Origin of the sequence: Streptomyces olivochromogenes (assembly GCF_001514115.1) — a bacterium.
Classification (GTDB): Bacteria; Actinomycetota; Actinomycetes; order Streptomycetales; family Streptomycetaceae; genus Streptomyces; species Streptomyces olivochromogenes.
Genome location: NZ_KQ948482.1, coordinates 44,891 through 58,195, shown reverse-complemented (window position 1 = coordinate 58,195; position 13,305 = coordinate 44,891). Strand labels below are relative to the sequence as shown.

General features: G+C 69.7%; 15 protein-coding genes. 3 read left to right on the top strand and 12 right to left on the bottom strand.

Features of this window, described 5'->3' with window-relative positions; genetic code table 11:
• Positions 1–190: 190 nt before the first annotated feature.
• Positions 191–3,622: an AfsR/SARP family transcriptional regulator gene (locus AQJ27_RS46290; protein WP_067383704.1), complete on the bottom strand. Its 3,432-nt coding sequence runs from the start codon at positions 3,620–3,622 to the stop codon at positions 191–193.
• A 3-nt stretch (positions 3,623–3,625) separates the two neighbouring features.
• Entirely contained in the window at positions 3,626–4,075 is a 450-nt protein-coding gene (locus AQJ27_RS46285) for a TadE/TadG family type IV pilus assembly protein (protein ID WP_067383703.1), read from the bottom strand.
• Between the two features lie 50 nt (positions 4,076–4,125).
• Here AQJ27_RS46285 and AQJ27_RS46280 point away from each other — a divergent pair, with 50 nt between their 5' ends.
• Genes AQJ27_RS46280 through AQJ27_RS46270 form a run of 3 tightly spaced genes read left to right on the top strand, consistent with a single transcriptional unit; the run spans position 4,126 to position 5,262 of the window.
• On the top strand, positions 4,126–4,335 hold the full coding sequence (locus AQJ27_RS46280) for a hypothetical protein (RefSeq protein WP_067383702.1): 210 nt from the start codon (positions 4,126–4,128) through the stop codon (positions 4,333–4,335).
• 24 nt (positions 4,336–4,359) lie between these two features.
• Positions 4,360–4,869, top strand: a complete 510-nt coding sequence (locus tag AQJ27_RS46275) for a hypothetical protein (protein WP_067383697.1) — start codon at positions 4,360–4,362, stop codon at positions 4,867–4,869.
• A gap of 57 nt (positions 4,870–4,926) precedes the next feature.
• Positions 4,927–5,262, top strand: a complete 336-nt coding sequence (locus AQJ27_RS46270; protein ID WP_067383693.1) for a hypothetical protein — start codon at positions 4,927–4,929, stop codon at positions 5,260–5,262.
• Between the two features lie 20 nt (positions 5,263–5,282).
• On the opposite strand, the gene AQJ27_RS46265 is transcribed toward AQJ27_RS46270, so the two are convergent.
• The 10 genes from AQJ27_RS46265 to AQJ27_RS59595 all read right to left on the bottom strand — a co-directional run bounded on the left by AQJ27_RS46265 (position 5,283) and on the right by AQJ27_RS59595 (position 13,193).
• The gene (locus tag AQJ27_RS46265; RefSeq protein WP_398871297.1) at positions 5,283–5,783 is read right to left on the bottom strand and encodes a TadE/TadG family type IV pilus assembly protein; all 501 of its coding nucleotides are present in this window, start codon (positions 5,781–5,783) and stop codon (positions 5,283–5,285) included.
• A gap of 325 nt (positions 5,784–6,108) precedes the next feature.
• On the bottom strand, positions 6,109–6,537 hold the full coding sequence (locus tag AQJ27_RS46260) for a TadE family protein (protein WP_235613951.1): 429 nt from the start codon (positions 6,535–6,537) through the stop codon (positions 6,109–6,111).
• Positions 6,537–6,752 (bottom strand): hypothetical protein, encoded by a 216-nt coding sequence (locus tag AQJ27_RS46255; protein WP_067383689.1) that lies wholly within the window; start codon positions 6,750–6,752, stop codon positions 6,537–6,539. The genes AQJ27_RS46260 and AQJ27_RS46255 overlap by 1 nt, the downstream gene beginning before the upstream one ends.
• A gap of 39 nt (positions 6,753–6,791) precedes the next feature.
• Entirely contained in the window at positions 6,792–7,676 is an 885-nt protein-coding gene (locus AQJ27_RS46250; protein WP_067383686.1) for a type II secretion system F family protein, read from the bottom strand.
• Positions 7,673–8,617: a type II secretion system F family protein gene (locus tag AQJ27_RS46245; protein WP_067383683.1), complete on the bottom strand. Its 945-nt coding sequence runs from the start codon at positions 8,615–8,617 to the stop codon at positions 7,673–7,675. Before AQJ27_RS46245 ends, AQJ27_RS46250 begins: the two co-directional genes overlap by 4 nt.
• Positions 8,614–10,131: a TadA family conjugal transfer-associated ATPase gene (locus AQJ27_RS46240; protein WP_067383680.1), complete on the bottom strand. Its 1,518-nt coding sequence runs from the start codon at positions 10,129–10,131 to the stop codon at positions 8,614–8,616. The genes AQJ27_RS46245 and AQJ27_RS46240 overlap by 4 nt, the downstream gene beginning before the upstream one ends.
• Positions 10,121–10,960 carry a hypothetical protein gene (locus AQJ27_RS46235; RefSeq protein ID WP_067383679.1) on the bottom strand — a complete coding sequence of 280 codons (840 nt, stop codon included), beginning with the start codon at positions 10,958–10,960 and terminating at the stop codon, positions 10,121–10,123. Before AQJ27_RS46235 ends, AQJ27_RS46240 begins: the two co-directional genes overlap by 11 nt.
• Positions 10,960–11,661 carry an SAF domain-containing protein gene (locus AQJ27_RS46230; protein WP_067383677.1) on the bottom strand — a complete coding sequence of 234 codons (702 nt, stop codon included), beginning with the start codon at positions 11,659–11,661 and terminating at the stop codon, positions 10,960–10,962. The genes AQJ27_RS46235 and AQJ27_RS46230 overlap by 1 nt, the downstream gene beginning before the upstream one ends.
• A gap of 21 nt (positions 11,662–11,682) precedes the next feature.
• On the bottom strand, positions 11,683–12,633 hold the full coding sequence (locus AQJ27_RS46225; protein WP_235613950.1) for an ATP/GTP-binding protein: 951 nt from the start codon (positions 12,631–12,633) through the stop codon (positions 11,683–11,685).
• Entirely contained in the window at positions 12,576–13,193 is a 618-nt protein-coding gene (locus AQJ27_RS59595; protein WP_235613949.1) for a hypothetical protein, read from the bottom strand. The genes AQJ27_RS46225 and AQJ27_RS59595 overlap by 58 nt, the downstream gene beginning before the upstream one ends.
• Positions 13,194–13,305 lie beyond the last annotated feature (112 nt).

Here is a 13,305-nt window from a genome sequence, read left to right as displayed (position 1 = left end):
CAAGATGCGGTGTGCCCGGCCAAGCTTTGCTGCTGGCGTCGTACTACCTGCTGTCCCGCGCTGCTGGCTTTCCCCCATCACAGACCTCGTATCTCAACGACTGTCACATGTGCGCGTTGAGCAGTGCCGTGGGGCGGGTCGAGCGCCGGGCCTTGCGATGGTCCGCAGTGGCTGTTCTGTTGGAAGATGATCACTGGGCCGGGGCCTGTCTGTCGTTGATGTTCAGGAGGTCGTTGATGAGTTGCTCGGTCGCGATTTCCAGTGAGCAGTCCAAAGCGCGGTTGATCTGCTGGACGCGGGTGATGGCGGTGTGGAGGCCCTGTCGGTTCCCCGCGGCGGCCTCGATTCTCATCCAGTCCCGGTAGAGCAGCTCTGCCGCGTCGTCGACGTCGAGTCCGGTCGCGACGGCCTGTCGGGCCGCGCTGAGGTCGTGGTGCGGACCCGCGGGGGTGCGGTAGGTGGCCACGGTGTGGGTCACGTCGATGATCCGGGTGATCATCTCCTGCTGGTAGGGCTCGGCCCAGGGCAGGGGCCTGCCGCCGAACGGCCGGCCTCGGACCAGCGCGAGTGCCCTTTCCAGCTCCGGCAGGCCGGCGGGACCCTGGGACAGGGCGCGCTCGGCGAGTTGAAGGAAGCGGGTCCAGTCGCAGCGCACGCTGGGGGAGAGGCGGTAGGGATCGTCGCCGGAGCTGCGGCGTGGCACGTAGGGGTGGCCGGCGGGATCGCTGCCCAGGGAGCGGCGCAGCCCCTGAAGCCGGGCGTTGAGGGTGCTCGCCGACCAGGGGCTGACGGGGTCCATGCCGGCGCACAGGATGTCCGCGCTGCGTCCGGGCCGGAAGTACAGCAGCGCGGCGAGCTGGGCGATCCGCGGGCCGTGGCCGGTGCTGTCCACGCCCGTCACCTCGACCGGGCCCAGGACCCGGATCTCCGGCACGTGCAGGTCGTGCGCCTCACTCTTTGCAACCTCCTGCGCCGCGCCCTCCTCGCCGGAGTTCTCGCCCCCGTCCGTTTCCGGGGCCGCTGGGGTGGGGTCCGTCGTCGTTTCAGTGCCGGGGGCTTCCTCGGCAGGGTCTTCCTCGGCCGCCGCGGCCGCCGCGGCGGTGGGCAGCAGGCGCAGGCCGGCCGGATCGGTGGAGGCGGCGAGCAGGGCGGGGAAGATCTCGGCGCTCATGTCCGCAGCTTCCGTTGGCGAGGGGCGCGTAGCAGTGTCACCCGCGGGTGCGGTGGGTCCCTCCGGCGCCAGGTGCTGGGGCTGCTGCCTGCTGTCAGGCTCGTCCGGGACCTCCTGCCAGGGCCCCTCGGCCGGGTGGGACGGCTGCCCGGACACCTTCAACGCGGTGGTGATCTGAAGGTAGGCGGCATGCTCCAGACGCTGCACGGTGATCTCAGTGCCGGCGTAGTCGAGTTGCTGCGGCTCACCGAGCGAAGCGTTGAGGATCTCAGCTTCGGGGAAGTGCGCGGCTGCCGTACTCGCCGGGGCCACCAAGGTGACAGGAACCGTCCCGACCTTGTCGATGACGTCGGCGAACTCCCAGGCAAGGTCCGCGTCCAGAGCGGACGCGCACAGCAGCAGGTACGGCTGATGCTGGGTTTCGGGCATCTGGTGCGCTTCCAGGAGCCGTTCGCTCAGGTCCCGCAGCGCGTGCGCGGCCTGCCGCATGTGGGCGATCCGCGCGGTGGGCAGCAGCTGCGGCAGGTCCTCGCCGAACCCGATGGTGACGACCTCGACGTCGTTCGCCCACGGGCTCATGCCGAGCTCCAGGGCGAGGGAGGTGCACACCTCGGTGATGTGGACCGGGTTGCCGTCCAGCAGCACGGCGGGCACCTGGGCGAGGTTGAGCAGCAGGAGGTCACCCGCTTCGGTGCTGCCGATCGTGACCAGCGCCGGATAGGGCGCCGGCACCTCGCGGGCAGCCTCCTCGTCCAGGAGGACTGCGTCGGCGGGCAGGACCCACCAGCCGCCCTGCCCGGACACGAAGGGCGCCTGCGGCTCCCGGGCGAGGTCCTCAGGCAGCACCCCCAGCGCACGGGCGCCGATCCGCGCGGCCCGCAGCTGCGGGAGTTCTGCAGCGTCGCCCTCTACGGGCAGCTGGTGGGCCAGGGTCCGCAGAGCGACGTCCAGGCGGGCTGCGCCGCCCGGTTCGGCGGCCGCCGCCAACTGTGCCTCGGCCGTGGAGGTCTCTGGCGCGATGGCGATCTTCTCGCCGGGCCTGCGGCGGCGGCGCTGCAGCGTCCGGCGCAGGGCGAGAGCGCCGGTGACGGCGGCGGCCAGCAGCGCGCCCGCGCCGAGAACGGTGCGAAGGCTCAGCGGACTGCCGGTCGGAGCCGACGCCGGCGCCTCGGACGCCGCGGCGGTAAGGGAGGAGGCAGCGGAGCCGGACGGCTCAGCCGACGCCGACGGAGAGGCGCTGGTGCTGGGCTTGGGTGTCGCGGAAGCCGTCGTGGAGGGAGCGCCCTGATCCTGCCCGGGCTCCTCGGCCGAACGGCCGGCCGACGTGCTGGGGGCCGACGACGCTGGCGCGGGCGCGGCGGTGTGGCCCGGTGCGGGTGCCTGGACATCCCCCGTGGCGGCGCCCGGCTTCTGCTCGCCGCCTGGCTTCTGGGTGGCGGGGGGAGCAGGCTGCGGGCTGCTCTCCTTGTCACCGTGCTCGTTGTCCTGGGACGGATCGTGCCGTTCGGGCTGGGCGCCGGGCACGGTGACCTGCTGCCCCGCGTAGACCACATCCGGATCGGAGATCGCGGGCAGTCCGTCCGGTTGTGGCTTGCCACGGCTGGCCTCGAACAGCTCAGGCCACTCGTTGCCGTCGCCGAGTTCCTCCTCCGCGATCTTCGACAGGTAGTCCCCCGAGCGCACCGTGACGACGTGCCCGCTCTCCCCGGCAGCAGCCCCAGCACCGTCAACCAGCTGCGTACGGACGCCTCCTGCCGATCCGGCGGCACCGGGCATCGCCAACTGCCAGCCCGGCTGCAGAAAACTGTTGGCCTTGAAGACCTGGCCGTCGGCCATGGTGCGGCCCTCATTCAAGGCGGCGATCTCACGCCACCGCTCGCCGTCGCCCAACTGCCGCTCGGCGATGCTCCACAGGCTCTCCGCGGGCCGGGAATCGCGCACCGTGTACGTGCTGCCTGGGTCGGCTTTCTGGCTGCTGGCCGCCGCGGCGTGGTCCGGCGTTGAAGCGTGTGCTGCCTGCTGCGGGAGGCGTGGGGCGGACTGGGCAGGGATAGCGGAGGCTGGCGTGGCCAGCGCCGAGCCGGTCGGCAGCAGCACCAGGATGCTGCCGATCAGGACGGCCGCGGCGCGATGCGAGGCGCCGAGCCCGCGGGGCGCGTGCCAGGTCCGCCCGCGCAACTGAGCGAGCAACTCCCGCAGCGCACAGAACGTGAATTGGGCCCAGCCAGCCCAGCCCACGGCAATGAGCAGAAGGAGAAAGGCTCCGCCGGTGTCCTGCCGGTCCAGAAGATGCGTCAGGTCGTCATGGCTGGCCGCCCACACCACGGGCGTGGCCCAAGCCAGAAGCAGCGGCAGCCCGGCGACGGCGGCGGCCAGAACAAGCAGGCTCAGCACCGCCCGCAGCACGGTGAGGCTCCTGCGGGCGGCCGCCGGGGCAGGTGTGGTGCGCATCTTCTATGGCCCTTCGGGGACGGTGACGCCGTGCAGGAGGGTGGCCTTGCCGTGGCCGGTCACCGGCAGGGAGCCGATCCCGGCCACGGGCAGGAACTTCGTGTTGTAGGTGCCCGTCGTGGTGACGGTCAGCGCCTTGCCGTCCGCGGATACCGCGACCGTGCCCGCCATACCGGCCGAGCGCAGGTAGGCCTGAGCGGCGGCCTGGGCGGCCTGCGGATCGACAGTGATGGCCGTGCCGGCAATGGCCTGCGCAGGGTCGATGGCCTGTCCGCCAGCACGGGCGGCTTCGGTGGCGATGAAGTCGGCGCGTTCGGTGGCGCGCATCTTGCCGCCACCGTCGACGGCGATGCCGATGATGCCGAGCAACGCGATGACGCAGATCGCGACGAACACGGTGACGCCGCCGCGGTCGTCGTGCAGACGCCGGGCGAAGGTGCCCTTTGTGCACATCAGTTGTCCCGTGTCGGAAAAGTCGTCGGTTCGGCAGCCGCCGCAGCGTCATGGAAACCCGCAACGTCGGCATCCGCTGGATCAAGCTGCTCCTTGACCCCGGCGTCAGCTGCCGCCCGATCCGCGAAGACCGCATCCTCGCCGAAGCCATGGCCAGCCGCGGAGACGCCAAGCGTCTGCACGACATGTCCGGCCTGTCCATCAACGCCAGCCTCCGCTACACCAACGTCGTTGACCATCCCGGCTTCGATTCCGCGTGATACGCAGTCGCTACGCTTCAAGCCATGGGCATACTGCACGACTACTTCCGGGCACCGGACACCTCTGCCGCGATCGACTGGTCTGTCGGTCCCGACGGAGACTGGGATCAGCACTCCGGGACCGGTCTCGACGAGCACGGCGTCGATTGGTTCGACGCCAAGGGCCTCGATCCGAACGTCGTGCTGGGGCAGCTCATAGCATTCGCCAAAGGAATCCCCTTCGACGCGCGTGCCACCGCACCTGCACTCGTATGGCCTGACGAGAGGTTGTGGCCGCAAGGGGAAGACAGGCCAGGACAGGAGTCTCCCTGGGAGACCGGCCTGTTCCTTCAACAACTGCCCGACGAGTGGATCGCAACGCTCGCCGAGATCCATGACGAACACCTGCCGCTGCTCGCACTTCAGTGGCTCGACATCCCCGAAGCCAACTTCGCCGACTTCATCGACGTCCAGGACACCATCGTCGAGTTCCGCGCCCTGGCCCGCCGGGCTCGTGATCACGGACACGGCGTGTACTGCAAGACCGCCATATAGTCCACCGACGGCACGCGAACCCGGAATGCCCGCCACAGCACGGCAAGGGATGGGGAGATGACACGCTGGTTTCGCAGCTACTGGGCCGAGGAAGACACCTGGTTCTACTTCGAGGTCGACGCCGGCGGCTGGATCAACCGCCAGGTTGAACTCCAAGGGCCGCTCGAGAAGCCCATCACGGCAGCCTCGTTGGCCGAATGGGAAGCCGCCCAGCAGGCCGGAACCCTCGCAGACTACGAAGCCACGTTCGGCGCCACGGCGGAGGTTCCCGTCCACGAGTGGGACGCCCACGAGCCGCACGACCTTACCGCCAGTGAGTTTGAGACCGTCTGGCTCACAGCACGAGCAACCTGCCAGGCAAGAGCCCGAGCACGCTCGACGCACGGAACGTGAACTCAAGCATCCCTGCGCGCTCACTGCTCAGCACCCACACTTCGGTTCGTACTCCACGGCACTTCAGAATTCGCGAACCCCAGAGCTCTTTGCCGGTACTGGTCCACGACCGAGGTGGCCGTCGACGTGAGCGTGCGGGAACCCGGCGTGCCGGGCAGGAGCAGGTCGGAGAGGTTGACCGTGCAGGTGACGGTGACCGTCACGGTGGCGACCTGGCCGACCGGTACGTTCAGCCCGCTCGCGTTGACGCTGACGTTGCTGCTGGCGCACTTGATGCCCTGGTCGTCGAGGGACTCGGCGGCCGCGGTGTTCGCGGCGTCCTGAGCAGAGGCCGCGGTGCGGTGGATGGACGCCTCGCGGGCTGCATCCTCGGCCGCGCTGTCGATCTTCGCGCCGGACGTGACCAGCCGCCCGCCGGCGATCGCCAGACACACCAGCATGATCAGACCCGGGACGATGATGGCAGCCTCGATCGCGGCACTGCCACGATCGTGCGGCGCCGAACGTACCCTGCTCAGCACGGACTTCACCTGGTTCCTGCGAGGATGCCCCGGCCTTCAGGCCGGGAAGGAATCGGACTCCTGCGGAGCAGGGCAGGGAACGGGGTTTCGCCTCCAGGGCGAAAGACCGTCCACGCGATCGGGTAGCGTGGTCGATGTGCGTTGCGAGAACCAAGCGCGCACACCGTGCTGAGCGAGAGCCAAGCCAGCACAGCAACTCCTTTGCTTGTAGTGCCAAACCGGGCAGGTTCCGACCCGGCTGGTGTTGAGGGTGTAGGACCCGTAGGTCCGCTGGACCCGCAGGCAGCCTGAGCCAGGAATCCCCCTGCTTCAGCGGGGGGAGGGTTCAATCTCCTGGGACGGTCCAGCGCTCGACCGCGCTGGAAGCCGACTGCGTGATCCTCAGACCCGGTACGCCGGGCAGCATCGACTGCGCGATCCCCGACACCTGGACCCGCACCCGCTGCCCGTTGCTCCCGGCCGTGGAAACGCTCGCGCCGCGCAGGCTGTCGCCCGCCGTGCGGCCCAGCACGTCCTGCGCACGGGCCACGCCGTCGGCGGGGGAGGCCTGGTAGGAGCGTGCGGCGGACAGGCCCTCCCGTGCGGCGGTCAGCGCGATCTGCCGCGCGTAGTACCACATGGAGGCCTGGATGACGGCGATCGCGGCAAGCAGCACGAACGGGAACACGATCGCCATCTGGACCGACGCGTCCCCCCGGTCGTCGTGCCACCGGCTCCCCTCCCACCAGGCCTTGAGCCGGGCCGTGCGCTGCATCAGATCCCGGCCAGGTTGCCGTTGTACTTGGCGATGACCACGGCGATCGTCCCGGCGATCACCAGGGCGCCGGTGACAGCCGCGACCCAGATGATGACGGTGGTGATGCTGATGTCACCCCGGTCCGGACGCCTGCTCGCTTCCTTCAGCCCTTCCTCCAGAGGCGTGGCCAGCCAGCGCACAGCGCGGTAGGAACGGGCGGCGGTGTGCTTCATGAGCGGTGCTCCTCCACAGAATTGGGATTCACGATCAGGTCAGACAGTGAGCATGCGGATCACCGCGGGAAACGCCATCAGGAGCATGACCAGGACGGCGAGCAGCGCGCCGGGGGCGGTCATCTTCTCGCTGGCGGCATTCGCCTCGGCGGCCTGCGCGGCAAGCAGCTCGGTGTTCAGAGCTTTGGTACGGGCCTTGAGGGCCTGGTAGACGGCGGCGCCGTCGGTCGCCGAGCCGCGCATGATGTCGGCGACGTCGTCGAGGACGGGCAGGTCGTACTCGTCCTTCAGGTCGGTGAGGGCCTGCCACGGCGGGATCTTCTCCAGCCGGGCCCGCCGCAGCGCCCCCTGCAGATAGAGGAAGGGCCAGCCCCGGCCCACCGCGGCGGCTTTCTCCAGCGCCTCGGCCGGGCCCGCGTCCGCCGCCCGCTTCAACGCGACCAGATCGAGGTAGGCGGCGACCGCGTGGGCGAACTCCTCCCGCGCCCGCTTGGCCTGGTCACGCACGGCCAGGTCGGGGGTGATGAACAGCAGTCCGGCTGCGGCAAGTCCGACGACGGCGGGCACGTAGAACGGCAGCGACACCCCTGCGATGATCCACGGGATCGTCACCAGGACCGGGCACAGCAGACCGAGCGCAGCCAGCGCCGTCTTGATCAGCATGAACCGGCCCGGGCCCTGACCGAGCAGGGCGAGGTTCTTGGCGGGGATACGGACACCGGGCAGGCGGCCCAGCCGCGCGAGCAGCCACCGTCCCCACACCTCGTCGCGGTCCAGCTCCGGTTCGGGCAGGGCAAGCCGGCCCGGCGCGGTCCGCTCCAGCGCGGCAGCCAGGGCGGGCTGCGGCTGCAGCAGTTCCCGCACCAGCAACGCGACACCGGCCCCGACCGCGCCGCCGGCAAGCACCATGGGAAGCAGGTTCATCGGACCGGTACTCCTTCCGCCTCGCGCTCGGCACCAGGGGAGTCGGGGGCAGCGGGAAGGGCGGGCAGACGGACCGTGCTCAGCGGGTCGGGGACAAGGAAGCGCGCCACCCGCCGGAATGTGCCCAGCGACCTCATCAGGGCGAGGGTCGCGATGAACCCGGCTGTCAGGAACGCCAGCACCAGTTGCCCGAGCAGTGTCGAATACGGGGCGGTGTAGGACGGCACGAAGAACCCGGCGACGATGATCCCCAGGGTGATGAACGTCATCCAGCGCACCGTGGTCCGTGACTTGGCCCGGTCCGCCTCGACGTTCCGCTTGCCCGCCACCTCGTCGCGCACCGTGGCAGCGAGGTCCTCCAGAGCCTGGGCGAGGCCCGGGCCACGGTCATTCACCGACAGGATGAGCGCGGCCGCCACCTTGTCGGCGGTGATGTCATCTAGCTCGTCGGCGAAGGACCGCAGCGCCTCCTCGGGCCGCCAGCCCAGGCGCAGCCGGTCGGAGAGATTGATGATCTGCTCAGCGAGTTCCTCCGGGGCCCCCTTCCGGCTGGCGATCATCGCCTGTTCCAGGCCCATGCCCAGCCGGAGCAGCCCGGCCAGCCGCTGCGTCCACTCACTCAGCGCCTCCAGCTGCCCGATGCGGACCTGCGCCACCTGGGCGGGAGCGACCAGCCACGGCACCCCGAGCACGGCAGCGCCCAGCAGGACAGCGGCGACGAAGTTCCCCGAGAGCAGCCACACCGTCAGGCACAGCCCAACCGCGGCCGCCGCCAGGGTGCGACGCCGCATCTTGGCATCCTGGGACCGCACCTGTTCGGCGCGCCTCGCACGCCACCGCTGAAGCAGCGGGGCCCTGCGGGGCGCCGTGGTGCCGACCAGGCCGGCCACCACGCCGCCCACCACGGCCATGCCGCTGAGCAGCGCCCACAGCAGCGTCATGCGCTCCTCACCTTCAGCGGCAGCGGCCCGCTCCAGGCGCCGTAGACGTGCTGCAGCAGCTGGGAGTCGAAGCCGACACGGCGCAGGTCGTCGATACAGGCCGGATCCATCTGCGGCACCGCCCGCACCTCCCCGATGTCGGGACGCGGCGCGAAGATCTCGTTGGTGGCGGGACGCCCGGACTCACCGATGCCGGTGACCTCCACGATGTGGGAGACGAACCGGTGCCTCCGGCCGCCGATCTGCGTCTCGTCGACCATCGACACGTAGACGATGAAGTCCAGGCCGTTGGCGATCTGCCGGTAGGCGAGCCCTTCGGACAGGTTGCCCTGGGCGAGCGCGTAGAGCTCGGCGATCCGGTCGAAGACGATGTCGGGGCGACGCGCGTGGATGGTGCACAGGTTGCCGCCCGCGCCGTTGGTCAATGCCTGCATCATCGCGACGACTTCCGGCCCGCGGACCTCGCCCACCACGATCCGCTCCAGCGACATCCGCAGCGCGGGATGCATCAGATCCAGCAGGGAGATCTCGCCGGCCCCGCGACCGGTGGCGTCCTTCTCACCGTTGGATTCGCGGGCTACCAGCGAGACGACCTGGCGGTGGTAGCCGTTGGTGTGCGCGTGCAGCTCGTCCTCGGTCTGGATGGTCGCGAACCGGGTTTCCGGGCCGAACTCCTTGAGCATCGCCCGCAGCAGACTGGTCTTGCCGACCTTTTGCTTGCCCGCGATCATCACGTTCTTCTCGGCGCGCACGCAGGCGGCCAGGAACTCCTTGAGGATCGGGTCGATGGTGCCCAGTTGCATCATGTCGTTCAGGTCGGCGTGTTCGACCCGGTGACGGCGGATGACCGCATAGGTCATCGGGCTCACATCGGTGATCGCCTGCAGCCGGGAGCCGTCCGGCAGCGCCAGCGCCAGCAGCGGGTTCGCGGTGGAGATCGTGCGCTCGCTGTGTCCCGACTCGCGGGCCAGTTCCCGCAGCAGTTCGAGAAGTTCTTCCTCAGAGTCGGCGATCGCTCCCACGAACTTGCGCTGTCCGTTGCCGTAGTCGAGCCACACCTCATCGTGGCCCTGGATGAAGATGTCCTCCACATCCGGGTCGTCGAGGTACGGCTGCAGCCGCCCCGCACGGAACAGCAGGTCATACACAGCGCGCCGCAGCGCATCATCCTCGGCCGGAGTCGGGTTGACACCCCGCTCAAGGGCCTGCGCGTCGGACCACAGCGCCACCGCGTCGTTGATCCAGCGCAGACACAGCTGTTCCTCGCTGGCCCGGTCCACCATCGGACTAGTCTTGAGGAGCTCTTCACGCTGCTTGGCGACCTGCGACTTGATGTGCCCGGCGACCGCGTAGTCCACGGTGACCTGCGGCGTAGCGCCGAGCGCCTGCGGGCTCGAGGCAGAGCCCTCCCCGGGTACACCGGTGGCCTGCGCCGGCCAGCCGCCCTGCAGCGGATGGCCGTTGACGTGGAGCGGGCGCACAGAGGGATCTGCGTGAATCGGCTTACCGCGCATGACTCACCCGCCCGCCTCCAGCCGGACCGGCAGCGCGGGGAGCGAGCCGGGCCCTGCGTGCTGCAGCCCGCTGCACCAGCAGCGCACTCGTTGTCCTGGCCGCCTTCATCAACGCCGACCTGGTGAAATGACGGGCCTGTTCGGCGCCGTCGGACAACACCCGGGCCTCCTTCGGCGCGTACGGAAGCGTCGCCACCACCGGAACCCCCAGCACCCGCTGCACCTCACCAGCCGGATACGGACCCTCGTCGATCACCACCAGCCCGACGTCGCCCGCACGCTCCTCCAACGCCTCCACACGAGGCTGGGCAGCCTGCAGACAGCGCAGCGTGTTGCGCACCACCACGACCACCGCGTCCGCACGCTGCGCGAGGACCCCGGAAGACGGCCCGAAGGCGCCACTGCGCCCCAGATCGATCAGCACGTCATGACCGTGCACGGGCAAGGCGTCGATGCCAGTGAGCATGTCGGCCAGCGACTCCCATACCGGGCCGAGCCCGGCCGCCTGCGCTGGTTCGGTCAGGCCCGGCAGTAGCAGCCGGTCCCGGGGCGACTCCGCCTTACTGTCCTCGGAGCTCAGGTCGATCAGCTGGCGCCAGAACGCCTCCTGCAGCTCACCCTTGCGGGCGGCGACCGACAGGTTCCGCAGCCCGTACCGGTCGCCGAGTGTGCCTTGCAGCAGGCCGTGCAGGACCGCGCCACCGTCCGGGTCGCACTCCGCGAGGATTACTTTCCGGCCCGGCTCCAGCGGCCAGGTCAGCAGCAGAGCCAGGGCGGTGGTGGTCACACCGGGAGCGCCGCTGCAGCCGGCCAGAGCGATGACACTCATCAGCTGCCGCCCTGCGCATCGAGGACGAGCCGCAGTGTGCTGGAGGACACCCAGGAGGCGACCGTCGGGCCGTCGTTGGCGGAGGTGGCGACGTCGACGACCACGATGCCGGTGCCGGGCGCGGCCTTGGATGCCTTCACCACCCGTCCCGCGATGGACTCCGGCGGGATACCGGAAGCCTTCGCCGTCTCCCCCTGCGCCGGGACATGGACGAGCTGCACCTTCTGGCCCGGCACGAGCTCGGTGGCCGGCACCTGTTCGGGCTTGAGCCCGATCGGGACCAGCTGTTCGCCCGCCTTGACCAGCGAGTCCTTCGTCACCTGTGACGGGGTGAGCAGCGAGCCGGGCTTGAGCTCGACCGCGGCCCGCTTGCCCACCACCGAGCCAAGGTCGTCGGCTTTCACCGTCTTGACGGCCGGGTCCAGGGAGATGGACGCCTGCCCCAGGTCCTGCTCGGTGAGGACCTGGCCGACCTGCACGTCGCGCACCACGGTGACGACCTGCGTCCGGTGGCCGACCTGCAGCAGCAGCACGGCAACGCTGGCTCCGCCCGCAGCGATCAGTGCCAGCGACAGGGCGATCATGCCGGGCCTGCGCCTGCGGGCCGAAACGCGGGGAGGTGCCACCGGTCCGGCCGCCCGTCCTTGCGGGGGCACCCCGTTCGCGGCGGCGTCTGGTGTGCGTTCCTTCGTCTTACTCAACGCTCGTTTCCCTTCGGGGTGCTACCCGACAACCTGCACTTCGCCGATCGCCACCTGCATCTGGGACTGCCTCACTTCGGTGAACTGGCCGGCCTGGCCGCCGCCCCCGGCCACCTGCCAGTCCACCGTCCACGTCGCCGTCGCGGTTACCGCGTACTTGCCGCCGGACTGCGAGGCCGAGGTGCGGGTGTAGGTGTGGCCGCACGTCGGCGACTCCTGTTTGCCGACCGATGCCTCGTACCGTGTGCCCGGGCCGTTGCACGTCACCGACTCGCCGTCACCCAGCTTCCACACGATCTTGCTGACTTTGGCGGTGGCGGTGACGGTCACCCCGGCCAGGCCCGCGAAAGCGGTGTTCGGCCCGTACGTCGTGGGCGTCTGGTTCACCCACATCCACATGGGCACGCCGACGGTGTACTTGCCTGCCGCTCGCGGGCTGACGATGGACGGGCCGGTCAGTAGCATCCGGTCGACGGCCTCTCGCGCCAGTTGCTCGGGGTCGACGTTGACTGCGGGTGCCGCGGCCGCCCAGAAGATCTGCGGAGGTGTCACGGTGCCGACGGCTGCCCCTAGCGCCTGACTCAGGCAGATCCGCGCGTAGATCGCGCCGTCGCCTGGCTTGTGCCCCTTCCAGACCGGGTCGCTGGCTGGCGGCTGCGGGTCGAGCCGCTCGACCGCGCAGGTCTCTGGGCGCGCCTTGTCGGTGCCTTTGCCTTTGCCGGTGCCCTTGCCGTTCGACGCCGTGTCGCCCTGGCTCTGTCCGCTGCCGGTTCCCGGCTCCTGGCGGCAGACGGTGACCCAGCTTGATGCCCCGGCGCAGTCGCCGCCGATGACGGGGTCATCGCTGGCGTGGGCTGGCCGCGTCGTGAGGGAGCCCAGTGCGGCCGCCGAGAGCAGGCCCGCGGTGGTGCGTCTCAGCAGGTGCGGGCGCCGTCTGGCGTGAGCTTTGTGATCATCCACCGGTTCCCCCACTTTTCTGCGTTGACTGTGGTCACGTAGCGCGTGGCCTGGTTTGACGGGAACGGCTGAACCGCACCCGTCTTCTTCTTGACCGTGGGCCACTTCGAAATGTCCAGGCAGTCGCTGATCGTCGCCTTCGGGATCTTCACGCCCAGCGTCAGCGACGTCACCTTGGCGTCGTGCGTCGGAGCACCCTTGGTCGCGGTGCCGGCCTGTTTCATGACGAGCAGGTCGCCCATTGCCCGGGCCAGAGCGTCCTTGGTCGCGTACGTTTTGAGTTCTGTGCCCTTGATGTCGGTCTGCGCGTACGCCTTGACCTGCTCATCCCACATGCGGCTGTACGCATTGAGGGCAGCGGCCTTTTCGGCCGCTTCCGAGGAACTCGGACTCGGTGAAGGTGAGTTCGACGAATTGGCGGCCGTCGGCGTGGCTGACGACTCGGCGTTGTCACCCGTGCCGTTGTCGCTGCATGCAGTCAGGCCGACGGCGCAGCAGCCGATGAGCGCAACGAGCGCGGCGCGATTTCGGGCGGGAACGGAAGAAATCCTCAAGCAAAGTCGAGCTCGTGTCACGCTGTCTCCCCGTGTGACGTCACCGCAGTCGCTGGCAGCCGCTATGCGGCAGCCCCAGGTCCGCGGTCTGGTGCGTTTGCGTAGTGAGAAGGTTACGCATATGCCAGATGGT

Excerpts from the sequence above, each read along its gene's own strand:
- AQJ27_RS46245 (WP_067383683.1), bottom strand. The coding sequence starts at position 8,617 with ATGACGCTGCTGTGGGCGCTGCTCAGCGGCATGGCCGTGGTGGGCGGC.
- AQJ27_RS46260 (WP_235613951.1), bottom strand. The coding sequence starts at position 6,537 with ATGCAGCGCACGGCCCGGCTCAAGGCCTGGTGGGAGGGGAGCCGGTGG.
- AQJ27_RS46285 (WP_067383703.1), bottom strand. The coding sequence starts at position 4,075 with ATGTGCACAAAGGGCACCTTCGCCCGGCGTCTGCACGACGACCGCGGC.
- AQJ27_RS46270 (WP_067383693.1), top strand. The coding sequence starts at position 4,927 with ATGACACGCTGGTTTCGCAGCTACTGGGCCGAGGAAGACACCTGGTTC.
- AQJ27_RS46275 (WP_067383697.1), top strand. The coding sequence starts at position 4,360 with ATGGGCATACTGCACGACTACTTCCGGGCACCGGACACCTCTGCCGCG.
- AQJ27_RS46255 (WP_067383689.1), bottom strand. The coding sequence starts at position 6,752 with ATGAAGCACACCGCCGCCCGTTCCTACCGCGCTGTGCGCTGGCTGGCC.
- AQJ27_RS46290 (WP_067383704.1), bottom strand. The coding sequence starts at position 3,622 with ATGCGCACCACACCTGCCCCGGCGGCCGCCCGCAGGAGCCTCACCGTG.
- AQJ27_RS46240 (WP_067383680.1), bottom strand. The coding sequence starts at position 10,131 with ATGCGCGGTAAGCCGATTCACGCAGATCCCTCTGTGCGCCCGCTCCAC.
- AQJ27_RS46280 (WP_067383702.1), top strand. The coding sequence starts at position 4,126 with ATGGAAACCCGCAACGTCGGCATCCGCTGGATCAAGCTGCTCCTTGAC.
- AQJ27_RS46250 (WP_067383686.1), bottom strand. The coding sequence starts at position 7,676 with ATGAACCTGCTTCCCATGGTGCTTGCCGGCGGCGCGGTCGGGGCCGGT.
- AQJ27_RS46235 (WP_067383679.1), bottom strand. The coding sequence starts at position 10,960 with ATGAGTGTCATCGCTCTGGCCGGCTGCAGCGGCGCTCCCGGTGTGACC.